This is a genomic window from Sinorhizobium americanum, from assembly GCF_001651855.1.
Lineage (GTDB): Bacteria > Pseudomonadota > Alphaproteobacteria > Rhizobiales > Rhizobiaceae > Sinorhizobium > Sinorhizobium americanum.
Window position 1 is genome coordinate 85,057 of sequence record NZ_LNQC01000038.1, and the last position, 24,087, is coordinate 109,143.

The 24,087-nt window shown below is 60.5% G+C and carries 26 protein-coding genes; 15 read left to right on the forward strand and 11 right to left on the reverse strand.

All coding sequences use genetic code 11. The annotated features are described in order from the left end of the window. Positions 1–248: 248 nt before the first annotated feature. Genes ATC00_RS03565 through ATC00_RS03575 form a run of 3 tightly spaced genes read left to right on the forward strand, consistent with a single transcriptional unit; the run spans position 249 to position 5,696 of the window. Complete coding sequence (locus ATC00_RS03565) at positions 249–1,007, forward strand: ImuA family protein (RefSeq protein WP_037385339.1); 759 nt, start codon at positions 249–251, stop codon at positions 1,005–1,007. Continuing rightward, the gene (locus tag ATC00_RS03570; protein ID WP_037385337.1) at positions 922–2,439 is read left to right on the forward strand and encodes a Y-family DNA polymerase; all 1,518 of its coding nucleotides are present in this window, start codon (positions 922–924) and stop codon (positions 2,437–2,439) included. The genes ATC00_RS03565 and ATC00_RS03570 overlap by 86 nt, the downstream gene beginning before the upstream one ends. Next, on the forward strand, positions 2,436–5,696 hold the full coding sequence (locus ATC00_RS03575) for an error-prone DNA polymerase (protein WP_037385334.1): 3,261 nt from the start codon (positions 2,436–2,438) through the stop codon (positions 5,694–5,696). The genes ATC00_RS03570 and ATC00_RS03575 overlap by 4 nt, the downstream gene beginning before the upstream one ends. Before the next feature lie 383 nt (positions 5,697–6,079). On the opposite strand, the gene ATC00_RS30760 is transcribed toward ATC00_RS03575, so the two are convergent. After that, positions 6,080–7,030, reverse strand: coding sequence for a lactonase family protein (locus ATC00_RS30760; RefSeq protein WP_161951896.1), 951 nt, complete (start codon positions 7,028–7,030; stop codon positions 6,080–6,082). A 70-nt stretch (positions 7,031–7,100) separates the two neighbouring features. On the opposite strand from ATC00_RS30760, the gene ATC00_RS33330 reads away from it, so the two are divergent. From ATC00_RS33330 to ATC00_RS33340, 3 genes are all read left to right on the forward strand, one after another. Further along, a complete protein-coding gene (locus ATC00_RS33330; protein WP_162532528.1) occupies positions 7,101–7,292 on the forward strand; it encodes a hypothetical protein in 192 nt (63 codons plus the stop codon). Further along, entirely contained in the window at positions 7,240–7,464 is a 225-nt protein-coding gene (locus ATC00_RS33335; protein WP_234782245.1) for an aminotransferase class I/II-fold pyridoxal phosphate-dependent enzyme, read from the forward strand. Before ATC00_RS33330 ends, ATC00_RS33335 begins: the two co-directional genes overlap by 53 nt. Before the next feature lie 109 nt (positions 7,465–7,573). After that, positions 7,574–8,086, forward strand: coding sequence for a beta C-S lyase family protein (locus tag ATC00_RS33340; RefSeq protein ID WP_234782246.1), 513 nt, complete (start codon positions 7,574–7,576; stop codon positions 8,084–8,086). Here ATC00_RS33340 and ATC00_RS03585 read toward each other — a convergent pair. The 7 genes from ATC00_RS03585 to ATC00_RS03615 form a co-directional block, all read right to left on the reverse strand. Next, a complete protein-coding gene (locus ATC00_RS03585) occupies positions 8,037–8,717 on the reverse strand; it encodes a cupin domain-containing protein (protein ID WP_037385332.1) in 681 nt (226 codons plus the stop codon). The two genes, ATC00_RS33340 and ATC00_RS03585, sit on opposite strands and share 50 nt — an antisense overlap. Continuing rightward, positions 8,704–9,744, reverse strand: coding sequence for an alcohol dehydrogenase (locus tag ATC00_RS03590; protein WP_037385330.1), 1,041 nt, complete (start codon positions 9,742–9,744; stop codon positions 8,704–8,706). The genes ATC00_RS03585 and ATC00_RS03590 overlap by 14 nt, the downstream gene beginning before the upstream one ends. A gap of 11 nt (positions 9,745–9,755) precedes the next feature. Continuing rightward, positions 9,756–10,898 carry a flavin monoamine oxidase family protein gene (locus tag ATC00_RS03595; protein WP_037385327.1) on the reverse strand — a complete coding sequence of 381 codons (1,143 nt, stop codon included), beginning with the start codon at positions 10,896–10,898 and terminating at the stop codon, positions 9,756–9,758. 59 nt (positions 10,899–10,957) lie between these two features. Then, a complete protein-coding gene (locus ATC00_RS03600) occupies positions 10,958–11,239 on the reverse strand; it encodes a hypothetical protein (protein ID WP_037385324.1) in 282 nt (93 codons plus the stop codon). Between the two features lie 91 nt (positions 11,240–11,330). Continuing rightward, on the reverse strand, positions 11,331–12,101 hold the full coding sequence (locus tag ATC00_RS03605) for an SDR family NAD(P)-dependent oxidoreductase (protein WP_064251978.1): 771 nt from the start codon (positions 12,099–12,101) through the stop codon (positions 11,331–11,333). A gap of 264 nt (positions 12,102–12,365) precedes the next feature. Beyond that, positions 12,366–12,713 carry a carboxymuconolactone decarboxylase family protein gene (locus ATC00_RS03610; RefSeq protein ID WP_199275539.1) on the reverse strand — a complete coding sequence of 116 codons (348 nt, stop codon included), beginning with the start codon at positions 12,711–12,713 and terminating at the stop codon, positions 12,366–12,368. 171 nt (positions 12,714–12,884) lie between these two features. Next, entirely contained in the window at positions 12,885–13,586 is a 702-nt protein-coding gene (locus ATC00_RS03615) for a type 1 glutamine amidotransferase domain-containing protein (RefSeq protein WP_037385316.1), read from the reverse strand. A 236-nt stretch (positions 13,587–13,822) separates the two neighbouring features. Here ATC00_RS03615 and ATC00_RS03620 point away from each other — a divergent pair, with 236 nt between their 5' ends. Next, on the forward strand, positions 13,823–14,302 hold the full coding sequence (locus ATC00_RS03620; RefSeq protein ID WP_234782247.1) for a TetR/AcrR family transcriptional regulator: 480 nt from the start codon (positions 13,823–13,825) through the stop codon (positions 14,300–14,302). A gap of 448 nt (positions 14,303–14,750) precedes the next feature. On the opposite strand, the gene ATC00_RS03625 is transcribed toward ATC00_RS03620, so the two are convergent. The 3 genes from ATC00_RS03625 to ATC00_RS03635 all read right to left on the reverse strand — a co-directional run bounded on the left by ATC00_RS03625 (position 14,751) and on the right by ATC00_RS03635 (position 16,626). Next, the gene (locus ATC00_RS03625) at positions 14,751–15,053 is read right to left on the reverse strand and encodes a cupin domain-containing protein (protein ID WP_234782248.1); all 303 of its coding nucleotides are present in this window, start codon (positions 15,051–15,053) and stop codon (positions 14,751–14,753) included. 107 nt (positions 15,054–15,160) lie between these two features. Continuing rightward, positions 15,161–15,799: a FadR/GntR family transcriptional regulator gene (locus ATC00_RS03630; RefSeq protein ID WP_052035524.1), complete on the reverse strand. Its 639-nt coding sequence runs from the start codon at positions 15,797–15,799 to the stop codon at positions 15,161–15,163. A gap of 98 nt (positions 15,800–15,897) precedes the next feature. Further along, positions 15,898–16,626 (reverse strand): GntR family transcriptional regulator, encoded by a 729-nt coding sequence (locus ATC00_RS03635; RefSeq protein WP_052035523.1) that lies wholly within the window; start codon positions 16,624–16,626, stop codon positions 15,898–15,900. A 324-nt stretch (positions 16,627–16,950) separates the two neighbouring features. Here ATC00_RS03635 and ATC00_RS03640 point away from each other — a divergent pair, with 324 nt between their 5' ends. The 8 genes from ATC00_RS03640 to ATC00_RS34020 all read left to right on the forward strand — a co-directional run. Next, the gene (locus ATC00_RS03640) at positions 16,951–17,952 is read left to right on the forward strand and encodes a DODA-type extradiol aromatic ring-opening family dioxygenase (protein WP_037385310.1); all 1,002 of its coding nucleotides are present in this window, start codon (positions 16,951–16,953) and stop codon (positions 17,950–17,952) included. A 48-nt stretch (positions 17,953–18,000) separates the two neighbouring features. Further along, entirely contained in the window at positions 18,001–18,888 is an 888-nt protein-coding gene (locus ATC00_RS03645) for an alpha/beta fold hydrolase (RefSeq protein WP_234782249.1), read from the forward strand. A 28-nt stretch (positions 18,889–18,916) separates the two neighbouring features. Continuing rightward, positions 18,917–19,990, forward strand: a complete 1,074-nt coding sequence (locus ATC00_RS03650; protein WP_037385304.1) for a substrate-binding domain-containing protein — start codon at positions 18,917–18,919, stop codon at positions 19,988–19,990. Between the two features lie 10 nt (positions 19,991–20,000). Further along, positions 20,001–21,530 carry a sugar ABC transporter ATP-binding protein gene (locus tag ATC00_RS03655; protein ID WP_064251979.1) on the forward strand — a complete coding sequence of 510 codons (1,530 nt, stop codon included), beginning with the start codon at positions 20,001–20,003 and terminating at the stop codon, positions 21,528–21,530. Continuing rightward, a complete protein-coding gene (locus ATC00_RS03660; RefSeq protein ID WP_082911984.1) occupies positions 21,527–22,516 on the forward strand; it encodes an ABC transporter permease in 990 nt (329 codons plus the stop codon). The genes ATC00_RS03655 and ATC00_RS03660 overlap by 4 nt, the downstream gene beginning before the upstream one ends. 172 nt (positions 22,517–22,688) lie before the next feature. Continuing rightward, entirely contained in the window at positions 22,689–23,471 is a 783-nt protein-coding gene (locus ATC00_RS03665) for a fumarylacetoacetate hydrolase family protein (protein ID WP_234782250.1), read from the forward strand. A 29-nt stretch (positions 23,472–23,500) separates the two neighbouring features. Next, on the forward strand, positions 23,501–23,908 hold the full coding sequence (locus ATC00_RS03670) for a RidA family protein (RefSeq protein WP_037385298.1): 408 nt from the start codon (positions 23,501–23,503) through the stop codon (positions 23,906–23,908). 94 nt (positions 23,909–24,002) lie between these two features. Then, positions 24,003–24,087 (forward strand): biotin carboxylase N-terminal domain-containing protein (locus ATC00_RS34020; protein ID WP_153045166.1); only part of this gene is annotated, 85 nt, incomplete at its 3' end.

A 24,087-nucleotide genomic window follows, 5' to 3' on the forward strand; every position in this document is an offset into this window, starting at 1 on the left:
CTAGTCGACAGAAATGCTTGGCGCCAATGGCACGCCGGCAGCAAAATATCTGAGATATTTCTTCTGCCGGGCCAAAACAGCCGACATGTTGATTCCTCTCGCAAATCTGTCCGAAGTTCAAATAGGGCGGATAAAATTCCTATTTCGGGTTGCTTGACTCTTTTATGTCGGCGGAACAGATAGTGAACATCTGTGTTTGAACGACATGATGTCGATCCTGAAACGCGACCTAATAGGATTCGTGAACGATGACTGCTGCCCGCGAATGGGTCATATCCGATCTACGCGAGCGTATCGCCTCGCTTGAGGGCGGCACGGTGAGGAAACGCGGCTGTCTTGCCTTCGGGGTTGACGAGATCGACGCGGCCCTTCCGGGCGGGGGCCTCGCCTATGGCGCTCTGCACGAGTTTGCCGGCGGCGGGTCGGGAACGGTCGATGGCGCAGCCGCGGCTCTTTGCGTCGCGGGTATTGCGGCACGCACGAAGGGTCAGATCCTCTGGTGCATGACGCGTCCCGACCTGTTTTTCCCCGCACTTGCGCAGGCGGGTCTCAATCCCGATCGCGTGGTCTTCGCCGAAGCCGACCGCGAAGAGGATGTGCTGGCGACGATGGAGGAGGGGCTGGGCTTCGGCGGCCTGGGCGCTGTCGTCGGTGAAGTCGTCCGGCTTCCGATGACCGCATCGCGGCGGCTGCAGCTCGTCGCGGAAAAAACAGGGACGATGGGGCTGGTCGTGCGGCGGTGGCGGCGGCAGACCGAGGCTTCAGATTTCGGGCAGCCGACGGCATCGACAACGCGGTGGCGGGTCAGCGTTTTGCCGTCGGAGGAGCTTCCGGTCCCAGGCGTCGGCCGACCTCGATGGCTTCTGGAGCTGATGCGCGTGAAAGCAGGTGAGTGCGCGGAGTTTATCGTAGGAGCGTGCGATGCCACGGGTCGTATCCATCTATTTCCCAGATCTCGCGATCGAGAGGATCAGACGCGCCGATGGGACGGGAGAACTGTCGCCTGAACGGCCGCTCGTCGTCATCGAAAAGAGCGGATCCAAGCGCTGGCTTGCCGCCGTCGACGCCAAGGCGAGATCGGCCGGGCTGCATGTCGGCATGCCGGCGGCCAAGGCGCAGGCGATCGTCCAGGGCCTGCAGGTGGTAGAGGCAGATCCCATCGCCGACGTTGCGGCACTCGAGCGCCTGACGCTTTGGGCGCTGACGCAATATTCGCCGATCGTTGCCATGGATGCGCCTGACGGGATCGTCATGGACACCGAAGGCGCCGATCATCTCCAGGGCGGCGAGGATCTCATGCTTTCCAGCATCGTCAACCGGTTCCGCGCCCGCGGTCTCACGTCGCGGGTTGCTATCGCGGACAGCTGGGGTGCAGCGCATGCGCTTGCGCGGGCAAGCGGTCGTGAAACGGTGATCGCGCCGCGCGGTGCGACGTCACGCTTTGTCGAGAAGCTGCCGCTTTCTACATTGCGGCTCTCGCCTGAAACCGTGATCAGCCTGCGGACGCTCGGGTTTCAGACGATCGGCGAATTGGCGGCGACGCCGCGTGCGCCGCTCGCCCTTCGCTTCGGTCCTGAAATAGGCCGTCGCCTCGATCAGATGTATGGACGGCTACCGGAGCCGATCGATCCAATCCGACCGATGGATGTCGTCGAAGTCAGCCGTGCTTTCGCCGAGCCGATCGGAGCACCCGAAACCATAGCGAAATATGTCTCGCGCCTCGTCGGAGAGCTCTGCGACGCGCTTGAGAAAAAGGGGCTTGGGGTTCGCCGATCCGACCTTCTCGTTCACAAGGTCGACAACACCATGCAGGCAATCCGCGCCGGCACGGCAAAACCCGCCCGCGACGTCGCCTGGCTGACGAAGCTGTTCAAGGATCGGATCGAGAAGATCGAGCCGGGCTTCGGCATTGAAAAGCTGTCACTCGTCGCCGTCATCGCCGAGCCGCTTACAGAGACACAGAAAACCTCCTCCCTCATCGAGGAGGAGGTCGTCGATATCACGCCGCTGATCGACGTGATCGGCAACCGCGGCCAGCGCGTCTACCGTGTCGCGCCGGTCGCAAGCGACGTACCGGAACGCAGCGTCACGCGGATTGCCGCCGCAGCCGAGGAGGTCGGTGCGTCCTGGACATTGCATTGGCCACGGCCGGTGCGGCTTCTTGCCCGTCCAGACCCGATCGAGGTGATCGCACTGCTGCCGGACCATCCGCCCGTCTCGATCACCTGGCGCGGCAAGCGCCGGCGCGTGAAACGTGCCGACGGCCCGGAGCGGATTTTCGGCGAGTGGTGGGCGCGGAGTTCCGAATTTGACGCCGTGCGCGACTACTTTGTCATCGAGGATGACGCCGGCGAGCGCTTCTGGATTTTTCGGAGCGGGGACGGTCTCGACACGGCGACGGGGTCGCAGAAGTGGTTTCTGCACGGGATCTTCGCATGAATTACGCCGAGCTCCAGGTCACGACGCATTTTTCGTTCCTGCGCGGCGCTTCGTCGGCCGAGGAACTGTTTGCGACGGCGAAGCTGCTCGGCATCAGGGCGCTCGGCATCGTCGACCGCAATTCGCTCGCCGGCATTGTTCGCGCGCTCGAAGCCTCTCGTGCGACGAGCCTTCGTCTGGTCGTCGGCTGCCGTCTCGATCTACAGGATGGCATGTCGATCCTCGTCTATCCTACGGATCGCGCCGCCTACGCGCGGCTGACGCGGCTCTTGACGCTGGGCAAGGCCAGGGGCGGCAAGGCCAATTGCATTCTCACGCTCGATGATGTCGGACACTATTGCGAGGGCCTCATTGGCGTGCTCGTGCCCGACCTTGCCGATGAGGCATGCGCCTTGCAGCTCAGGAAGATGGCCGGGATCTTTGGCGATCGTGCCTACGTCGCCCTATCGCTCCGGCGGCGACCCAACGACCAGATGCGATTGCATCAGCTGTCGAACATGGCCGCGCGCTTCAAGGTCAGGACGGTCGTCACCAATGACGTGCTGTTCCATGAGCCGTCTTGCCGTCAGCTCCAGGATGTCGTCACTTGCATTCGCACCGGCACGACGATCGACGATGTCGGGTTCGAACGCGAACGCCACGCCGATCGCTACCTGAAGCCGCCGGAGGAGATGGCGCGTCTGTTTCCGCGCTACCGGCAAGCGCTTGCCCGGACGATGGAGATCGTCGAGCGGTGCAGCTTCTCACTCGAGGAACTGACCTATCAATACCCGGAGGAGGCGATCGTCCCCGGCAAGGACGCCCAAGCGTCTCTGGAGCATTACGTCTGGGAATGCGCGCCGCAGCGCTATCCCGAGGGCTTGCCCGACAAGGTGCAGAAAATCGTTCGGCACGAGCTCGAGCTCATCCATACCATGAAATACGCCCCGTATTTCCTGACGGTGTTTTCCATTGTTCGTTATGCGCGGTCGCAAGGCATCCTCTGCCAGGGACGCGGATCGGCCGCAAACTCCGCCGTCTGCTATATCCTGGGCATCACCTCGATCGATCCCGAGACCAATGATCTTCTGTTCGAGCGTTTCGTTTCCCAGGAGCGGGACGAGCCGCCCGATATCGATGTCGATTTCGAGCACGAACGGCGGGAGGAGGTGATCCAGTGGATCTACAGGACCTATACGCATCAGAAGGCAGCACTTTGCGCGACCGTGACGCGCTACCGTGCCAAGGGCGCGATCCGTGACGTCGGCAAGGCACTCGGATTGCCGGAAGACATGATCAAGGCGCTGTCGTCCGGCATGTGGTCCTGGTCGGCCGAGATGGTCGGCGAACGAAATCTGCGTGAACTCAACCTCAATCCGGACGACCGCCGGCTCGCACTGACGTTGAAGCTCGCCCAGCAATTGATGGGAGCCCCGCGGCACCTCGGCCAGCATCCGGGTGGCTTTGTCCTGACCCATGACCGGCTTGATGACCTGGTTCCCATCGAGCCGGCGACGATGGCTGACCGGCAGGTGATCGAATGGGACAAGGACGACGTCGAGGCGTTGAAGTTCATGAAGGTTGATGTCCTGGCGCTCGGCATGCTGACCTGCATGTCGAAGGCTTTTGCCCTGATCAAGGAGCACAAGAACGACGAGCTCGATCTTGCGAGTATCAGGCAGGAGGATCCGGCAACCTACGCAATGATCCGCAAGGCGGACACGCTCGGCACCTTTCAGATCGAGAGCCGGGCTCAGATGGCGATGCTGCCCCGGTTGAAGCCGCGCACCTACTACGATTTGGTCATTCAAGTGGCGATCGTTCGGCCGGGACCGATCCAGGGCGATATGGTCCATCCTTATCTGCGCCGCCGCGAGGGCAAGGAGCCGGTCGAATATCCGACGCCCGAACTTGAAGCCGTGCTTGGCAAGACTCTCGGTGTGCCATTGTTTCAGGAGTCCGCCATGCGGGTGGCGATGGTCTGCGCCGGCTTCACCGGTGGCGAGGCCGATCAGCTTCGCAAGTCGATGGCGACCTTCAAGTTCACCGGGGGTGTGTCGAAGTTCAAGGACAAGCTGGTCACGGGAATGATCAACAACGGCTATTCGCCGGAGTTCGCGGAAAAGACGTTCTCGCAGCTCGAGGGCTTCGGCTCCTACGGCTTTCCGGAAAGCCATGCCGCCAGCTTCGCGCTCATCGCCTATGCCTCCAGCTATGTGAAGTGCCACTACCCCGACGCCTTCTGCGCGGCCCTGATCAATAGCCAGCCTATGGGGTTCTACGCGGTCGCCCAGATCGTCGGCGACGCCCGAAAACACGGTGTGGAAATCCGGCCGGTCTGCGTCAACCGCTCACGATGGGACTGCACTCTAGAACCGATGGGGGGCACGGATCGCCACGCGGTGCGGCTCGGCATGCGTCTGGTCCGCGGGCTTTCCGCCATCGACGCCGCGAAGATCGTTGCCGCGCGCATGGATCAGTCCTTCGAAAGCGTCGACGACATGTGGCGTCGCTCCGCGGTTCCCGCAGCAACGCTGGTCGAGCTTGCCGAGGCCGACGCTTTTTTGCCGTCTCTGAATCTGCCGCGGCGCGATGCGCTCTGGGCGATCAAGGCGCTCCGCGACGAGCCGTTGCCGCTCTTCTCCGCTGCCGCCGAGCGCGAGCAGAGGGCAATCGCCGAACAGCAGGAGCCGGAGGTGGAGCTCCGCCAGATGACCGAGGGGCACAACGTTATCCAGGACTATAGCCACACCGGTCTGACGCTGCGCCAGCATCCGATCGCCTTCCTACGCAAGGATCTTGCCGCCCGCAGCATCGTCACCTGCGAGGAAGCGATGTGCGCGCGTGACGGCCGCTGGCTGATGACGGCAGGCCTCGTCCTTGTTCGACAAAAACCCGGATCGGCGAAAGGCGTCATGTTCCTGACGATCGAGGACGAGACCGGGCCGGCCAATGTCGTGGTCTGGCCGAAGCTATTCGAGCGCCGCCGGCGGATTGTGCTCGGATCGAGCATGATGGCGATCAATGGACGGATCCAGAGGGAAGGCGAGGTGGTCCACCTCATCGCCCAGCAGCTCTTCGATCTTTCGGGCGATCTGTCAGGTCTTGCGGACCGCGACGACGCATTTAGGCTCCCGACCGGTCGCGGCGACGAGTTTGCCCATGGCGCGCCAGGCAGTGCGGATTCGCGCGAGCGTGCGGCTGCGAAGCCGCGCGACATCTTCATCCCGGATCTGCACATCGACACGCTCAAGGTGAAGGCCAGGAATTTTCATTGATTTGCACGCTGCCAACAGTCGTGTCCAATCGATCGCGTCATCGGTAAGAGAGCAGCTTGCGCGCCTTGAGGAGATCAATGGGGCCACTACGACGATCGATCAGCCCACTCAGCGTAATGCTGCCATGGTCGAGGAGTCGACTGCTGCAAGCCACGCACTTACCCGGCGACATTGGATCGCTGAACGAGCTTTTGAACCAATTCAAAATCGCCGACGAGGCAGGAAACTGGGCCACAACTCGGCTGCATCAAGCCGCTTAGTCGAGGCTGCGGCTGTTCGAGGCACGTGCGAAATTGACTTTGCGGCCTGAGTGAAGTCCCGCCAGCGCACTCTCCGGGATCCTGCGGAGGTGCTCGCCCTTCCTCTTCAGGCGTGCCGCGTCTCTATACGTCTAACGATTTTCGAAAGACGATCGCTGTGGGACTCCCCGTCGATATCACCTGACCTGTTGGCAAGAGTTCACCGGTCTCCCCCGGTCGGAACTCAACAATGGTGTCGCTGTCTTCATTGGCGACATAGAAATACTCTTCCTCCGGATCGAAGGCGAAAAATCTAGGGGTGGCGCCATTGCAGGGCAGCCATTTTGGGCTTGCTGGTTTTCCATCATTTCCGAGTTGGAATACCGCGATAGAATCATGCCCCCGATTTGACGCATATATGCAGTCTCCGCGTTTCGACACTGCAATTTCGGATGCGCGGCTGTTGCCGGTGTAATCCCTTGGCAGAGACGACACGATATCCACCGGGCGCAAGCTGCCGTTATCGTCATCAAATTCGTAGGTGGTAACGGTCGAGTCAAGCTCGTTGAGAACATATGCCAGCGCCCTTGTCGGGTGGAAGGCTATATGCCGGGGGCCACTTGCCTCTCGACAACGGCACCGCGCTGCTTCCAGTAGTGAGCCGTTTTCAGCATTCAGTCTCAACGAGACGATCTGGTCAAAGCCCTTCTCCGGCACGATAAGCCACCTGCCTGACGGGCTAAACGGAACGTGATGCGGCCTGCCGTAGTTCTGTTCCTCTCGACGTGGGCCGAACTCGCCCGCGAGAGCCTCTACATGACTCACGGGACCTAGATCACCAGTCGATGATACAGGCAGAGTGACGACGCTGTCCGTGCGATAGTTCGCGATAACGAGCCATCTATGCGTTGGATCCAGCGCAAGGTGAACAGGGTTCCGGCCTCGAGTGGCTTGACTGTCGACCTTGCCAATAAGGCCAGTCTCACGCTCGATCGAGTATGATGTCACCAGATCAAGGTCGCCGTGGACGGCATATAGAATATCCAACGTCGGGTGCAGGGCCAGAAATGACGGGTTCGGCTCCGTTTCGAGCAACTCGTTTTCAGCGCGCGACAGCTATCTCGGTGCTGTGACCGACTGGCAAAAGCGCCGTTTTGGATGGGATGTGCGACCGGAATGGGTCGTGCCGATCTCCGGTGTCATTACGGCGCTCAAGACCATCGTGCAGGCCTTTTCGGCCCCAGGCGACACGGTTCTGATCCGGCCACCGGTCTACGCGCATTTCCACGACGATGTGCTGATCAATGGGCGGTTTGCCGTCAGTGCACCCCCGGACCGAGGCCGGCTATCGCTATGATGCGGCGGTGTTCGAGGCAGCGATACGTCCGAACACGAAGATCTTCATTCTCTCCAACCCACACAATCCGACCGGCAATGTCTGGACGGAAGACGAACTGCGCAGCATGGGCAGAAATCTGCGCCCGCCATGGGGTTTTGGACCAGGACCTGATCATCAATCCCTCTTGTAGGCATGTGCCGTTCGCCAGTCTGTCCGAGGCTTTCGCTGAGAATTCGATCACCTGCACAGCGCCCTCCAAGACATTCAACCTGCCGGGGCTGCAATGCGCCAATGCCTTCATGCCGAACCCGCGCCTCAGGGCAGAATTCCGGCGCCAGTTGGAACGCAACCTCTACCCGAAGGTGAACGCGATGGGCATGGTTGCCGCCGAGGCGGCCTATACCCACGGCGAGGCGTGGCTTGAAGGGCTTATCGCTTACGTCCGGGCAAACCACGCGCATTTCGCAGCCGCGATCCACGGGCTGAATGCCGGGCTTAAGGTGCTCCCGGCGGATGCGCTTTATCTTGCATGGATGGATTGCCGGCCTTTGGGAGTGGATGCCTCCGCGCTCGAGACGTTCATGCTTACCAAGGCGCGGCTCTGGCTCGACAAGGGGCAGAAGTTCGGCCTGGAGGGGCATGGCTATATGCGCGTGAACCTCGGCTGCCCGCGGGCTACCGTCGATGAAGCGATCGCGGCTGAAAGCCGCCGTCGCGGCGGGATAATCCCGCGCCGCAACGATAAGCAAGGTTCGGGTCTGATCAGGCCGGAATCTGCAGCACGTCCGGGTGCTGAAGGGGTGCGTCCTTGATCCAGATTTCAACACCCTCGGGTCCGGTCACCGCCTGAATCGGTTCATCTGCGGGCAGCCGGCCCCAGCTCTGCGGCTCCAACTGCTCATCTCCGATTGCCAAGCTGCCGGAAAGCACGAGGAATTCGAGACCGCGGCGATTATCGACCATAATAGTGGCGTCGGGCCGCCAGCGCTCGATCGATACGTGTTCTTTCCCATCGTCGAACAGGACCCGCGCGGCCTCGGCTCCTTTGCGCAAAGGCACGGTTACACCCTCGCCGGGCTGACGGACGATCTGTGTGCTGTCACCCTCGCGATACTGCCAGAGCCGCACGAAGATTGTGCAGCCGTCCTTCGACGCTGGTACATGCGAGGTACCGGGCGGATTGCGGAAATAGCAGCCCGCCGGATAGTCGCCATGTTCGTCCTGAAACGTGCCTTCGAGCACGAGAATTTCCTCGCCACCGCTATGGACATGACGCGGGAAAGCGCTTCCCGGCGCGTAGCGCACGATCGTGGTGGCGCGGGCGACTTCACCGCCGACGCGATACAGCATCCGGCGATCGACGCCGGCGGACGGGCTGGCACTCCAGTCGAGCTTAGTCGAATGGACGGTAACTGGTTTCGTCAGGTCTTCATTGATGCGCATTGGTCTGATCTCCTATCGTCAGCACGATCCGGAACTTCGCGTTACCGGATCTCATCTTTTGGACAGCTTCCTGGGCGCGCTCCAGCGGCATGATCTCGATCATCGGCCGCACACCCGTAAGCACGCTGAAATCCAGCGTCTTTTCGTTCTCATAAGGGGAGCCGGTGATCGAACCGATTACACCGCGCTCCGCGCCCACCAGGTATCCTGGAGATACCGGTAGCGGATCTTTGCCGACGCCGAGGACGACGAGGCGGCCCTCCGGCTGAAGAGCAGGCATCAACGCGGCAACTGCCGTTGGATTGCCGGTCGTCGTCAGGATCGCTTTTGCGCCACCCATGGTGTTCAAAACCTCGGCGGCATTTTCCAGTTCAGTGTCGATGTAGCGATGCGCACCCAGACCCATCGCGTCGGCGGCGATATCCGTGCCTCGGCCCACCGCGACCACCCGAAAACCCATCTTCCGGGCATATTGCAGGGCCATGTGCCCGAGGCCGCCTATTCCAAGGATGGCGACGGTATCGCCGGCTTCCGCGCCCGATTTCTTCAGTGCGTTGAATGTGGCAATGCCGGCGCACAGGATCGGTGCGGCTTCCACGGACAAAAGAGCTTCCGGGATCGAGACGAGTCCCGTTGCGCGTGCGATCACCATCTCGGCATAGCCTCCGTCGCAGGACGACCCGACCACGGGCTGGTTGCGGCAGAGATTGAAATGGCCTCGCCGGCACTCGCTGCATTCGTTGCAGTGGCCGCCAAGGCGACCGACGCCAACGCGCTGACCGATCTTCCAGATCGACGGCGTGTTCTGGCCGAGTGCGACGATCCGGCCGACGACCTCATGACCGGGAACGCGCGGCGGGTTCAGCGCCGAATCGGCCCTTTCGATGTCGCTGACATCGGCGCCGCAGATGCCGCAGGCCTCGACCGCGATCAGCACTTCACCGGCGCCAGGTGTAGGCGTCGGCCGCTCCACAAGCTCAAGCATTCCGTGTGCGCTGACCTGCATGGCTCGATAGGTGGTCTTCATGTTCCCGGTCCTTATGTAGGGACTTTATCGGACACCGCGGGGAACGCCTGTCCCTCGGACTTGCGCAGCCTGCCGATAAGTTCGCTCGCTGTACGAGTGGCCGCTTCCACAGCGCCGGCCAGATAACCAGGCTCGCTGATGCTGGTTTCGCTGCCGGCCAGCGAAATGTAATCGCGCCACTTTCCATTGATCCATGGCCGCGGGTCCGCACTCGGATGGCCGCCTGCTTGCCGGTCGTCTGACGTCGCGGTCAGAGGGTCGTCCGCCCAGTCCTTGAACAAGGTCGCGCGGGGGCTGGCGGCCTCGGGCCCGAACATCTGCGCGAGTTGCTGAACCGAAGCCGCGACGATTGCGTCACGCCCGGCGGCAGCGCGCTCGGCCGCGGGCACGCCGACGAAGCCGAACAAAGCGGCCCTGCCGGACGCGGTAGTCGCATCGTGGATCTCGACGAGCGGTCCGACCATGCTTTGTGCCGTGCCCGAGAGGCCGGCTTCGCGCCAGAAGGGACGATCGTAGAGCGCGAAGAATTTTGCATGCGGCGCCATCCAGGTCGGGGTGCGCTGCCACCGCTCCAGTGTTGCAAAGTCGAGAGCGGGCGAGAACAGGATCTTGGCCTCGATGAGACGCGGCGGCATGGCGAAGAGGACATGCGACGCCCGCTCTCTCTGCGCCGATCCGGTCGCATCGAGGTACTGCACAACGACGCCTTCGCCGTCGAGCGAGACATGCGTCACCTGTGCACCGAGTTCAATGCTCTCCGCCGGCAGGCTTTCTGCAAGCGCTGATATTATCGCGCCGGTTCCCCCGACGAGCCGCATGGACTGCGGTTCTTGACGCATTCCGCGATAGCGCTGCGGCGCTTCGCGAGCCATCCGCTGAAAGATCACGTCGCCATCGCTGTTCTGCTCGAAGTGGTGAAGCCCGAGTTGATGGACGAGGTCGCCCATGGCCGGCTGCATGCCGGGCCAGAACCAGGAGGGTCCAAGGTCGAAACCGTCGCCAGACGGTTTACCGGTTCCGTCGACCGATAGAATTCGGCCGCCCAGGCGGTCACGAGCCTCGAGAAGCTTGAAGCCGATGCCTGCTCGATGGAGGAGCCGCGCTGCGGTCAGGCCCGCAAGCCCGCCGCCGACGATCAGAATGGATTGTGACAAGGGAAAGCTCCTCGTGAAGAGTGAGGGCCGGATATCCGGCCCCTCCAGGCCTGCCGGGCTCAGGCCACGGCGTAGATGCGGATGTCCGGGGCTGCCGCCAGAAGTGGCTTCAGCCCGGCTACGACATCGTCCGTGAACAGTTCGCTTTCGAGATAGGCCTTCGCGTCTTCGACGCTGTTGAATCCGTGCAGAACCTGAACGTCAGTATCGCGAATGAGAAGCTCCTTGGAGGTCGCGCCCGCAATCTGAGAGAGGAACGGCTCTTTGTACTTTTTATAGACTTCCGCGGCGGCGCGGCGGTTCTCGGCTGCGATCTGCAGCGTGATTTCAAGGTAAGCCATGTCATCCTCTTAAGTTTCGATTGGTGCAGTCGCTCAATAGGGGCAGTCGTTCGCCTGTGAAGCGTCGTCCGGGCAGGGCAAAAATTTGCCGCTACTGGCGACCGGCGGTAACACCGCCATCGACAGGCAGAACGACGCCGGTGATCCAGGATGCGCTTTCGGAAGCGAGGAAAAGAATTGCTTCGGCGACATCCCGTGGCTGTCCGTTACGCCCCAGCGGATGGAAGGCGTCAAAAGTCGGAAGCACTTCCTTCACCTGGACGTCGGACAGGAACGTGTTATAGACCGGCGTCTCGACGACTGCCGGGGCTACGGCGTTGATGCGGATCTTGCGGGGCGCAAGTTCGATGGCGAGGTTGCGGACCATGGCATGCACGCCGGCATTGGCCGCGGAATAGGCTGCCGAAGGCGTGGCGCCGATCGCCTGGATCGCCCACATCGATCCGGTCTGGACAATCGCACCGCCGCTATTTTTGGTCATGGCTTTCGCGGCGGCCTGGGCAGTGAAGAACTTGCCCTTCAAAATCGTGGCGAGATACCAGTCATAATCTGCCTCGGTCAGATCGAGGAATGGCTTCGGATTGAATACGCCAGCGTTGTTGACCAGCACATCGAGCTTTCCGAAGCGCGACACAGCCGCATCCACGAGTGCAGCGCCGGTTGCCGGCTCCGCAATATCACCGGCCGACGCAACAACGTTCTTGCCGCTGGGGTCGATTTCACGCGCAGCTTCCTCTAGTTTCTTGAGGTTGCGGCCGTTGATGGCGACCTTCGCGCCCTCAGCAAGGAAGCGCGCGGCTGCTTCTTTCCCGATACCAGAACCTCCGCCGGTGATGGCGACCACTTTGCCTTCAAATCGCATTATCTATCTCCTCATATATCTATCGATAGATAGATTGTCGATTTCATATAGACGAGACAAGCGCCCATTGCAACCCCTATCTATCGAGAGATAGGTGGATGTTCTCGGTGCGAAGCCTGGCCACCTGGGGACGAAGAGAGTGGCCGGCGACGAGGGCAAAACCAGCGCGCCGCCCGGATTCCAGGCCCTGAACTGCAAGTCAGGGTAAAGACACCAGGGTTCAGGTCGAGGCGAGGGCCGGATGACCGGCCCTCGTTTACCCCGTTACTCTTTCGGCAGGCTCGCGATTGTATCGAAGACGCGGGCCGTGTAGGTGAGCGCCGCGCCGGCATTCAGAGCGATTGCGGTGCCCAAAACCTCGGCGATCTCGCCGTTTGTGGCTCCCAGTTCCACGGCCTTCTTCGCATGAACAGCGATGCAGCCATCGCAACGGGTGGTGACGGCGACCGCCAGAGCAATCAGTTCATGGAACTTCGGCTCGAGCAGTCCAGTCTTGCTGGCGCTCGTCTCGATCGTGTGCAGGCCGCGCAGTACATCTGGGCTCTGCTTCGCGAACTCGCCGACACGGCCGAGCAGGGCGTCGCGATAGGCATTCCAGTCTTGCATGTGCATGTGAGATCTCGCTTTTTCCATTGTCGACAGGGCGTTGAGCCGCGGAATGTCGGGTTTTGAAGGTCGATCGGAGCTGTTCGCCAAGGTCTTCTACAACATCATGGCGGTCGCGCCCCGGCGCTTGAGGGTTGTTCGTTCTGGGGCGCCAAGGAGCGCCCCAGAAACTTGAATTTACGAAGCGAGGCGCTCCGAAAGAGCTTCGGCGAGCGGTACGGCCGACGCCGGGCTCTGGCCCGTCATTAGGACGCCGTCGACGACGACGTTCGGCTCCCAGTTCGCCTTGCTCTGGTAGTTGGCACCGCGGTTCTTGAGCTCGTCTTCGAGCGAGAACAGCAGGTGGTGGAGCAGTTCAATCTCGGTGTCCTCGGCGTTCTTGAAGCCGGTTACGTTAAGGCCGTTTACGAGATACTGGCCATCGTCCTTCTTGACATCGCGCAGGATCGCAGGTGCATGGCACACCATGGCGATCGGCCGGCCGGCCTTGTGGAAGTCACGGATCAGCTTGATGGCGAAGGAGTCGGAGGCGAGATCCCAGAGCAGACCGTAGCCACCGGGGAAGAATACGGCATCGAACGTGCTGTAGTCGATGTTGCGCAGCTTGCGGGTGTTGCGGGCGGCGAACATCGCGACCGGGTCGGCCAGGAAACGGTCCGTATATTCGGTGGTAAACGGTGCCTTCATGCTAAGGAGGTCGATCGGGGCCTCGCCGCCCTCGGGAGAGGCGAACACGACCTCGTGACCGGCGCCGGTCAGGATATAGTAGGGCGCGGCCAATTCATGGAACCAGGTACCGGTCTGCTTGCCGCTGAGGCCCATCTCGTCGACCGACGACATGATGAGAAGGATGCGCTTTTGCTTATTGCCAGTGCTCATTAGATCTTTCCTTTCCCGTGGTCTGTGACCAAGCTCATAATGTTAGCTGTTGTCTATCTATCGATAGGTAGACGCTTAATACCTAGTCGATCCAATTACGCTTTGCAATGCCTATCTATCGATAGATCGAATGATTTTTCAGGCGGTCGCGCCGGTGTTGCTATTCTCTCCGGAATGACCTATCTACTGATAGATTGAGAAAGGCTATGGCAATGAGCGATACGACAGAGGCAATTATGGACGCCGCCGAGGAGCGGATTCGGCGGACGGGCTACAGCGGCTTCAGCTTTCGCGAGATTGCCGCCGACGTCGGCGTGAAGAGTGCCAGCGTTCACTATCATTTTCCTACCAAAGAAAAGCTCGCGGCGGCCGTCGCCCGCCGATACACGGACCGCTTTCTCGAGGCGGTGGATCATCAGCTCGCCGGCGGCGAGGATATCGTCGAGGCCTGGCGGCAGGTCTTTCGAGTCGCCTTGCAACGCGACGGAAGAATGTGCCTCTGCGGCGCCTTGGGGGCGACATCGCAAGATTTGTCGAGAGAAGTCCGCGACGAAGTCAAACGGTTCTTCCTGCTCGGGATCGACAAGCTGACCATGGCGGGACTAGCCCGGAACAGCGCGCTGCACGTGCTTGCCGCCCTGGAAGGCGCGATGCTGACGGCGAACGTCCTGGAGGATCCATCTCTGTTCGACAAGGGAACTGCCGCCCTCGCGTGACCTCTTTTTGCGGAGGGTCTTTACCTGGGCTGCCTTTCGGTCAAGCTGTGGTATTCACGCGGGATTGGGCCCGATCAGCCAGAACGCTGTCGAGACCTAAGAAGCATGTCCTCGATCATCTCGCGCTGGGCGCCACAGCCGCCAATGCGCCCGACTTCGCCCGCGACCGGCTCCAGCTTAGCCGTGCAATCTGCGTAATTTTCCTCCGCAAGTCGAAGGCGGCGCGGCAGATTGGCGGCACGATAGGCCCTGCGGCAAGCGCCCCTGGATCGATCAAGCCGGTCAATGCCGCCACCCGTCAAAACGGGGCGGACGCGTGCTTTCGTGGCCGCGCCCGCCATTTATTTGTGGTGGTCGCGCACCGGACGGCGCGCTGACTGCAGGCAAGCGGATACCCGACACCGGTCAGGGTAACGAACCTGCGGGAGTCGCAGGTGCGACACTGCTGTTATTGTGTTTCCAGAAAGTCGTCCCGGCGTGGGTTGAACGTATCGATCAGAATACCCTCAGTAACAGCCACGACCCCATGAACGAGGTGCGGCGCGACGACGAAACTGCTTCCCGGGCCCAAGCGGACGGTCTCCCCGTCGACGGTCACATCGAAGGTACCCTCTGCGACGTAACTCACCTGGCTGTTCAGGTGGGAGTGTAAGGGGCGGATGCCGCCTTCCTCGAAGCGAAATGCCACAAGCATGAGTTCCGGCCGCTCGCTGAGTACGGCTCTGCGGTTGCCCGGCGCGACTCGGTCCAATCAAGATTTTCTGGAAGCGTGTAAAACATCAAATCCTCACTCTTTCTGTAGGTGTGCGGTCGCGTGCGGTGGGACAACCAGATCATGATCCGGGCCACCATTCTCGATCACGGTTGTGTGTCGATCACTTGCTCGACGACTGCCAACGCGCTGTCGGCGTCTCTCGCCTCAATCGAATTCAAAAGTGACGACAGGCAAGCCGTGCGATCCGTCAACATCGAGGTTTCAGATAACCCGGCCTCTAGATCATTTCGGAGCGCGGCTGCCAGGCTCGTAAAAAGATCGACGAGCAACTTGTTTCCTGAAGTCGACATTATGCGACGGTGCAGGTCGGTATCGTATGCTTGGCATGCGGCGGGATCGCCACGATGTGGCTGGGCTAGCGCGCCTCGGATTTCCTGGATCTGCGAGGGCGTCGAACGTCGGACGGCCAAGCTCACTGCCTGCTTGTAGATCGCGCCAAGCACTTCCCGCTTGTCGCGCAGGCTGTAGTGCCTGAGGTTTTTCTCGAGAGGTGCCGCTGCCGGACAACACACATACGTCCCCGAACCTTGCCGTGTTTCCAGCAATCCTTCCGACACGAGAACCCGCACCGCCTCCCTTATCGTTCCTCTCACCATCAACGTGTCGGCGAGAACAGTTTCATTTGGAAGACGTGTCCCGACTGGCCATTTGCCGCTGCCCACCTCGGCGCGCAGCATCTCGGCGGCAGTCTCGGATATGTTCTTACGGCGGATCGGACGCACGATTGTTCCTTACGGCTTCCCGGTCGGCCAGCTCGGTAGCACCAATGAATCTCGCAAGATGTGAGAGACGGCGGCCCTGGAAGCTGCCGTTCGAGGTTTTAGGAGGAAACACGCTGTCGCGCCGACAGCTTTGACCGCGTCTTTTGCTTTTCTTCCGCGGCTTGAAAGTGCTGCAAGATCCGGTCACGTTGCCGTTCGATGTGATTTCTTATCGTCTCGGACAAGCCTGCCAGGTCGCGGCGCTTGAAAGCATCCAGGATAGACCGGTGCTCCTGCACGATGAGCATCGAACATTCCGGATAGCGATCGTACAGGTTTTCGAACCAGTCCAGGTAGACATCGCAGTCGCGCCCGACTTCGTTCACCGCTTCGTTGCGGCAAGAGTGCCGGATCTTGAGGTGGAACTTATGGGAGACGCTTTTATAGGTCCTGACATCGTTTTTCTCGACAGCGGCCGCCATCTGCTTGGCATACTGCTCAAGCTCGTCGACGTCGTCTTTGCTCGCCGATAATGAGGCGAGATAGGTCCGTCCCACATCCACGATCCACCACAATTCGAACTTCTCTCGAATCATCTCCAAGCTTGGAACGGTTATCTTCCGATCTCGCATGCCGGACCTCTGCGTAAGCCCGACACGCTCCAGTTCTGCAAGGGCTTCGCGGGCCGGGGAGCGGCTGACGCCGTAGGTTTCGGCCAGCGCCTCTTCCGAGATGGGACTGCCCGGAAGCAACTGTCCTTGCAGGATGTCGTTCTTCACCATCGAATATAGTTGGGAAGAGAGCTTGGATCTCTGCATTTGGCGCTTCGGGCCGGCTTCTGAAACCATTCGTATTTCTTCCTTTGACAGTTCCATCTCGGCAGGCGCGGCTGCGCCTCCGCAAAACATAAGTCCTCTTGGGTCCGCACGCCCCGGCTCCAGCGGGGCGACATGCACCAGGGCCGTCCTCCCGATTTCTGCGTCAGCTTCCGCGTCCGACCAATTCGTTGTCGGCGATCATAAACCACTTGCAATCGCTTGTCACGTATGTATCCTGAATCCCGTATTCTGTATCCGAAAGGCATGCAGATTGAGTTGGCGCCTTCACCGCCGACAAACCGCGTCACCGGACCTTTGACCGGCTGAACGAACGCATCAATGAGGAGGAAGTTAATGGCTGAAGTTGTTTGCGCCCTGAGCATGTCCCATGCCCCCGGCGTCCTCGGATGGGCGGACGCGCCATCCGAAGCGGTTAAAAAGAGCATCCACGAAGCCCATCAGGAATGCGCTCGGCGTCTTGAGGCCGCACGCCCCGACTTGATCATCGCCTTCCTGGACGACCATTTCGAAAACCATTTCCGCAACATGATGCCGGCTTTCGCGGTTGGCATCTCGGCATCCCATAGCGGCCCGGCCGACTATATGATGGAGGCTCTCAAGTTCGACGAGAAGGTCGTGATCGAGAGCAATGTCGAGCATGCCGAGACATTGCTTCGCGGGCTCATCAAGCGCAACTTCGATGCGGCGCGCATGGGCGAGATCGAATACGGCAACAACCTTCTTGTGCCGTGGAAGCTGATCCGGCCGCAATACGACATTCCTGTCATTCCAATCTACACGAACGTGTTCTCGCCGCCGCTGCCGAGCATGGCGCGTGCATACGACATGGGTGCGGCGGTACGCGATATCGTTGAACGCGAATTGCCGGCCGGCCTTCGGGTTGCGTTCCTGGCGACCGGCGGCCTGTCGCATTGGCCTCCCGTCTGGACCGAGGGTGCGCCGGAAGACGACCAGTTCCTCCAGCGCATGAAGCGTTATCAAAGCGAAGGGAAGCACGTCGCGGAGGAAGATCCGACGCTCTATTCCGACCTGGCCGCCTACGAGATTGAGATGGCCGACAAGATGCAGTGGCCGCTGCGCCATCAGCACCCGCTGGTCAACGCGGCGTGGGACCGCGAAATCATCGAGGCCTTCGGAAGAGGCGACACCGAGTATCTTCGCAACTGCACCTTCGAAAGCGTGGAAGAGGGTGGCGGACACGGTGGTCACGAGATCCTCAACTGGATGGCCGTGATGGGCGCCATGGGCGGGTCGAAGGCCGACGTGATCGGCTATGAGCCGGTCGTCGAGTGGATCTGCGGCATGGGCTACATCGCCTACGACGCAGCAGCATAGCTGCAGTCAACCACCCAGTTGCCGAACGCCAGGAGCCCGCACAGGCATGTGCGGGTGCGGGCTTTCGCATACCGTTCGGCAACCCCTCAGCTGGCGTTTCTGGAGATAGGCATGCCTCTTTTTGAAGACCTAGAGTTCTCGATTGACGGCCATCGGGTCGCCTACATCGAAGGCGGCAAGGGATATCCCCTGCTGATGATCCACGGATCCGGGCCTGGTGCATCGACATTGGGGAACTGGAGCCGGGTCCTCGGACCCCTGTCCGAGCGATATCATGTCCATGCAATGGATCTGATCGGTTTCGGCAAGTCGGACCGTAAGAAATCGGAGCCCTTCTTCGATCTCGATCTCTGGATTCGGCAATGCAAGGCGATGCTGGCAAAAATCCCCGGTGAAAAGGTCGGAATTATCGCACATTCCATTTCAGCGTCGCTCGCCCTGCAGGTCGCCGCATCTGAAAGCCGCGTCGGTCAAGTCCTGACCACCGGGGCCATGGGTGCGAAATTCACGGTCAACGAAGGTACGGTCGCCTGCTGGACGTTTCCGGAAACCCGGGCGGATCTTAAGAAAGCGATCGGGTTCCTGATCAACGACAAATCGCTGATCGACGATGCCTATCTGGACGCACGGGTAAAGGTCCTCCATGAGGATCCCACCTACAAGGACTACTTTTCGCGCATGTTTGCCGGCGATCGGCAGCGCTATGCCGATCAAGCCATCATCGACCCTTCGGTGCTGGCCCGCATCAAATGTCCAGTGACGATGCTGCACGGGAGAGTGGACGAACCATTCCCGCCAGCGACCACTCTCAAACTTGCCGACCACATACCGCAAGCGGACGTCGTCCTGCTCGCAAACTGCTCTCACTCAGTGGCGCTTGAGCGAACGGACGCGCTTTTGTCCGCCGCTCATACGCTCTTCCCGCAACCACAATAAAATAACAACACCTTAGAGGGGTTCTACTATGGTTACCGGAATTTCGAAATATACACTCGGCTTTGCCCGCATCGCCTGTGCTGTCGTCGTTGGATCACTTTTCGCGTCGCCCACGCTAGCCGAGGAGCCCGACCGCCTGGCCGGGATCGTCGAGCCGGTCGTCGCGAAAAAGCCGCTCAAGCTCGGCGTAACGCTGGTCCATCTCAACGACGATTTCTGGAAAGGCATCGCCTACGGGATTGCCGACGAGGCAAAGCGAAGCAATGTCACGGTCGCCCAGATTTCGATTGCCGGCGCCTACGGAAACGTGACGCAACAATTCTCGCAGATCGAAACCTTGCAAAGCCTTGGCGTCGACTATGTCGTGCTCGGCGCTGCTGCTTATAAGGGTTACGATCCCCAGCTTAAGCGGCTGAAGGATGCGGGCATCGGCGTCATTGCCGCAGGCATCCCGGTCGACAGCAAGAACGTCGATTTCGGTGTCACGCAGGATGATGGAGCGATCGGTGTCGGCCTGGCCAAGGAGATCTGCGAGGCTGCCGGGTCGGACAAGGCCGGCGTCATTGCGCTACCGGGACCCGCCGGGGCTGAATGGGCGCGCTTGCGGCTCGATGGTTTCGAGCAAGCTCTCAATGCCTGCCCGAACGTAACCTTGGTCAAGGGTGCTGTTACCGGAGGGCTTGAGCTGGAGCAGGGCCTCACCCAGGCATCGGATATGCTTCAGAAAAATCCGGACACCAAGTTCATCTTCACGCCCGTGATACCGCTTGGACTTGGTGCGGCCCAGGCAGCTCGGCAGAGCGGCATCCAAGCCCAGGTGGTTTCCGCCACCATCGTCCGGGAAGCTCTCCCGTTGATCAAGAACGACCGCTTGTTGGCACTCACGTCGGAGCCCGGCATCCTGATGGGCCGTCTCATCGTGCAGTTCGCCATTCGAGATCATGAAAAGCTCTCGAAAGGCGACGAGTTCAAGACTGAGGGCATGGCCTATCCGACGATCTTCACCAACAATGCCGTGATCACAAAGAAGAACGTCGATACCTACGGTTACGACGTCTACGACCTTCCGCCGAAGGATTGGTCTTTGAACATCAAGCAGTGACGGTGCCCTGATGACACCACTCCTGCGACTAGTCGACGTCAGCAAGTCCTTCGGAGCGACAAGGGCGCTCCGGGGGGTCTCCATTGATATTTTCCCGGGTGAGATCCATTGCATCATCGGGGAAAACGGGGCGGGCAAGTCCACTTTGGGCAGAATGTGCGGGGGCTTTGTCCGACCTGATACCGGCAGCTTCTGGTATGATGGCAAGGAAGTTCCATTTTTCAGCCCTGAAGAAGCGCGAGCCGCCGGCCTGGCGATGGTTTTCCAGGAGCTTTCGCTGGCGCCGGATCTGAGCATCCAAGACAATCTCTTTCTTGGCGCCGAGCCGACCCGTAACCCGCTTCGCGTGCTCAGACGCTCGCGAGAACGGTCGGACTGCAAGAGCGTTCTGGATGCGGTGGGGCTTGGCAGGATCGATATCAGGCAGCCAGTCAACCAACTCCCGCCTGGCCAGCAGCAGCTTGTCGAAATCAGCAAGGCCCTGGCGCGCAAGCCGAAGATTCTCGTGCTCGATGAACCCTCGGCCATGCTCAGCCTGGCCGAGCGCAAACACCTGCACGGCATCATGGGCGAGCTTAGGGCCAACGGCACTGCTATCGTCTTCGTTACCCACCATGTGTCAGAAGTCGCCGAGCTCGCCGACCGCGTCACCGTGCTTCGCAATGGCGCTCTCGTTGAGAGCATCACCGGGCGCCAGACCGTCGATCAGATCGTTGAGCGTCTCGGCGGCGGCGGTATTCCTGCCCCGCATTGGCCACAGCAGAGCCAGGTCGTTCAAAACCCCGATAATAGCGCGGCCGATCTGCTCTCGATCGTGGTGCCGCGTCTGGACGGTAGCACCGAAGCAATTCGCGTGGCGCCTGGTGAAGTCGTCGGGCTCTATGGCGTCATCGGCTGTGGTAGCGAGCGGATTGCTTCAATCGTATCGGGCCAGGCATCGGACGCCGCATCCGTCGCGATGGAGGTCGAGGGGCAAAAGATCGCCGTCAATACGCCTGTTCGAGCGCGAAGGCTCGGCATAGGGCACCTTCCAAACGGCCGCGCCGCGAACGGGATTCTCCCGACGAGAAGTATAAGCGAAAACCTCTATTTGCGTCCCCGCAGCCGCAAGCAGCGGGCGTCGCTTGCTCCGACGGGCGGAGATCCTGACAAGGAACTGTCGGAAATCGGCGTCCGGTATGGAAATGCCAAAGATCCGATCACGAGCTTGAGCGGCGGCAACCAGCAGAAGGTCCTTATTGGTCGGCTGCTCGGATCCGACCTCCGTCTGCTCGTGCTCGAGGAGCCGACGGCCGGAATCGATATCGCCGCAAAAGCGGACGTTCACAATCTACTGCGCAAATGCACAGGCAAGGGATGGGGGATCCTTCTTGTGTCCAGCGATCTCGAAGAAGCGATCGCGCTCAGCGACCGCATTCACACGATGTTCGATGGACAGTGCGTGCGCACGTACAGCGCCCCGACCACCGGCGACATGTCGTCGATCTCGGCGGACGTGGTTGGCGCGACACATGCAAAAGACAGGGAGGAAGTCCTATGAGTTCGCAAAGCAGTATCAACCAGGCCAGCCCTCCAAAGGTGCGGCATCTGTTCGGACACGTTGGCTATGCCGACTTGATGTTGCCGTTGCTTATCCTGTTGCTGGCGCTCGTCGCAGTGATGATTGAGCCGCGTTTCCTTTCAACGAACAACCTGCTCAATCTCCTTCGGCAATTGACGCCATTGCTGATTTTCGCGGCCGCCCAAGGCATTGTCATCATGTCTGGCGGGCTGGATCTTTCGCAATCATCCGTCTTGTCTGTGGCCGGGGTCGTGGGCGTCCTCGTGATGCCGCAGCTCGGTATTGGCGGCGGCGTTTGCGTCATGATTGCTGTTGGCGCTTTTTGTGGGCTGTTGTCGGGCTTCGTCGCCGCCGCTACGGGGGCTAGTCCGCTCATCGTCACCCTATCGGCCCTTTCCATCACGCAGGCGTTCGCCCTCATTTTGGCGAATGGTGTGCCGATCTACGACGTTCCCGGCGAATATACCGATCTGGTCGGCTTTACCTCACTTGCCGGAATTCCGGTGATGGTTTTGATCGGCCTGGCAGTCTTGGCCTGCTGTTGGGTCCTGCTGCGCTTTACCGTCTTTGGACGGTACGTGTACGCCATGGGTTCGAACTATTCCGCGGCTTTGCATTCAGGCGTCGATGTCCGTTTCTATACGGTGCTCGTCTATGTTTTGAGCGGCACCTGCGCCGGGATCGGTGCGGTCGTAGTGACCGCCTGGACAAGCGCTGCCCAACCGATTGCGGCACCCAATCTCGCTTTGCAGGCCCTTGCCTCCGTCGTTCTTGGTGGGGTGGCTCTCAAGGGCGGCAGCGGTGGAATGATCCATGTTGTGTTCGGCGTCGTCACGCTCGGGATGCTTTCGAATGTTCTGAACATGATTGGCGTGTCCGCCTATTTCCAAACACTGGCAGTCGGCCTCGTCATTCTGCTGGCGGTCTGCCTCGACCGGCTCCGGCAGCGCTCGGCTCGCCGATAAGTCCCCGATCTCGCATCCAACATGGGTGGTGCAGTGCCCACCCGTCCCCTCAGACAGGAGTAAATTGATGAAGTTTGTTACATTCCAGCATCGGGGCAATAGCGCCGTCGGCGTTCTGGTCGACGACGGTTCTCGCCTGGTGGACCTTACCGCAGCGGGCCTCGCAACAGATATGCGGGATCTGATCGAGAACTACGATCAGCGCACTGCCCAGATCGAGAAGCTTGTCCAAGAGAGAGCCAGCGCATTGCAGCTCTCCGAGGTGGAGCTTCGCGCGCCGATCCCCACCCCTCGCCGGAACATCTTCTGCGTGGGCAAGAACTATCATGAACATGCTGCAGAGTTCGGTCGCAGTGGTTTCGACGCCGGGTCGATCGGCGGCACCGAAGTTCCGGAATATCCGATCATCTTCAGCAAGCCGCCGTCATCGGTGATCGGCCCCGGCGCAACGATCGAGTGGGCAAATGATCCCTATCAGTCGGTGGACTACGAAGCCGAGCTTGCTGTCATCATCGGTCGTTCCGGCCGCGTCACCGAAAACGATGATCCGATGGATTTCGTCTTCGGCTACACCATCATCAACGACGTGACCTCGCGTGAACTGCAGAAGCGCCACAAGCAGTGGCTGCTCGGCAAAGGTATCGACACCTTCGCGCCTATGGGGCCTGCGATCGTCACGCGGGAAGCAATGGGCGACATTTCTTCCAAGGGCATTCGCTGCCATGTGAATGATGAGCAGCGTCAAAACGCCCGGATTGGCGACCTGATTTTTGACGTTCCGACGCTGATACGAGCAATCGGTCGCTCGATCTCGCTGGTGGCCGGCGACATCATTGCCACGGGTACACCTGTTGGTGTCGGCATCGGCTTTAACCCGCCGAAATACCTCAACCCGGGCGATCGCGTTCGCGTCGAAATCGACGGAATCGGCACCATCGAGAATCCAGTCGGATAATCGTCGCACATCGAAGCTAGGAGTAGAGAATGGCCGACATCAATATTTACAACCCCGAAAAGCTTGGCCCGCCAATGGGGCAGTACACACATGTCACCCGCGTGAAGGCGAACGAGTTTCTGTTCCTCGCGGGGATGCTTTCCGGTGACTCTGCTGGAAACGTCATCGGTGAGGGTGACTTTGACACCCAGACCGCGCAGGTTTTCAAGAACGTGGAAGCCGCATTGGAATCTGCGGGGGCGTCCTGGAGCAATGTCGTGCAATTCACGACCTATTTGGTCCACTCACAGGACATCCCGAAGTTCATGGAATTTCGTCTGCGTGAGTTTCCCAAGATGTTCCCTGACGGAAAATATCCGCCGAACACTTTGCTGATGGTCGACCGGCTGGTGAAGGAACCGTTCCTCGTAGAGGTCCAAACGATCGCGGCGCTCTAAGCGCGAATACGTTCGTCGGATTATCGAAGAGAGCAGGCTCAGCCAAGCAGGCGAGGGCCTGCTCTCGGCCACCTGGTTGTGAAGAAAAGTTGCGATGCCCATATCGAAGATCCTTGTTGCCAACCGTTCCGAAATCGCCATCCGCGTCTTCCGCGCGGCCAATGAGCTGGGGCTTAAAA

What these genes read in the sequence shown, in the direction of transcription:
- ATC00_RS03670 (WP_037385298.1), top strand. Translation starts at nt 23,501, where the DNA reads ATGGCCGACATCAATATTTACAACCCCGAAAAGCTTGGCCCGCCAATG.
- ATC00_RS03610 (WP_199275539.1), bottom strand. Translation starts at nt 12,713, where the DNA reads ATGCACATGCAAGACTGGAATGCCTATCGCGACGCCCTGCTCGGCCGT.
- ATC00_RS03650 (WP_037385304.1), top strand. Translation starts at nt 18,917, where the DNA reads ATGGTTACCGGAATTTCGAAATATACACTCGGCTTTGCCCGCATCGCC.
- ATC00_RS03565 (WP_037385339.1), top strand. Translation starts at nt 249, where the DNA reads ATGACTGCTGCCCGCGAATGGGTCATATCCGATCTACGCGAGCGTATC.
- ATC00_RS33340 (WP_234782246.1), top strand. Translation starts at nt 7,574, where the DNA reads ATGCCGAACCCGCGCCTCAGGGCAGAATTCCGGCGCCAGTTGGAACGC.
- ATC00_RS03635 (WP_052035523.1), bottom strand. Translation starts at nt 16,626, where the DNA reads ATGGTTTCAGAAGCCGGCCCGAAGCGCCAAATGCAGAGATCCAAGCTC.
- ATC00_RS03660 (WP_082911984.1), top strand. Translation starts at nt 21,527, where the DNA reads ATGAGTTCGCAAAGCAGTATCAACCAGGCCAGCCCTCCAAAGGTGCGG.
- ATC00_RS03570 (WP_037385337.1), top strand. Translation starts at nt 922, where the DNA reads ATGCCACGGGTCGTATCCATCTATTTCCCAGATCTCGCGATCGAGAGG.
- ATC00_RS03585 (WP_037385332.1), bottom strand. Translation starts at nt 8,717, where the DNA reads ATGCGCATCAATGAAGACCTGACGAAACCAGTTACCGTCCATTCGACT.
- ATC00_RS03640 (WP_037385310.1), top strand. Translation starts at nt 16,951, where the DNA reads ATGGCTGAAGTTGTTTGCGCCCTGAGCATGTCCCATGCCCCCGGCGTC.
- ATC00_RS03590 (WP_037385330.1), bottom strand. Translation starts at nt 9,744, where the DNA reads ATGAAGACCACCTATCGAGCCATGCAGGTCAGCGCACACGGAATGCTT.
- ATC00_RS03615 (WP_037385316.1), bottom strand. Translation starts at nt 13,586, where the DNA reads ATGAGCACTGGCAATAAGCAAAAGCGCATCCTTCTCATCATGTCGTCG.
- ATC00_RS03620 (WP_234782247.1), top strand. Translation starts at nt 13,823, where the DNA reads ATGGACGCCGCCGAGGAGCGGATTCGGCGGACGGGCTACAGCGGCTTC.
- ATC00_RS03605 (WP_064251978.1), bottom strand. Translation starts at nt 12,101, where the DNA reads ATGCGATTTGAAGGCAAAGTGGTCGCCATCACCGGCGGAGGTTCTGGT.
- ATC00_RS03655 (WP_064251979.1), top strand. Translation starts at nt 20,001, where the DNA reads ATGACACCACTCCTGCGACTAGTCGACGTCAGCAAGTCCTTCGGAGCG.
- ATC00_RS03665 (WP_234782250.1), top strand. Translation starts at nt 22,689, where the DNA reads ATGCGGGATCTGATCGAGAACTACGATCAGCGCACTGCCCAGATCGAG.
- ATC00_RS33335 (WP_234782245.1), top strand. Translation starts at nt 7,240, where the DNA reads ATGGGCGGTTTGCCGTCAGTGCACCCCCGGACCGAGGCCGGCTATCGC.
- ATC00_RS03575 (WP_037385334.1), top strand. Translation starts at nt 2,436, where the DNA reads ATGAATTACGCCGAGCTCCAGGTCACGACGCATTTTTCGTTCCTGCGC.
- ATC00_RS03600 (WP_037385324.1), bottom strand. Translation starts at nt 11,239, where the DNA reads ATGGCTTACCTTGAAATCACGCTGCAGATCGCAGCCGAGAACCGCCGC.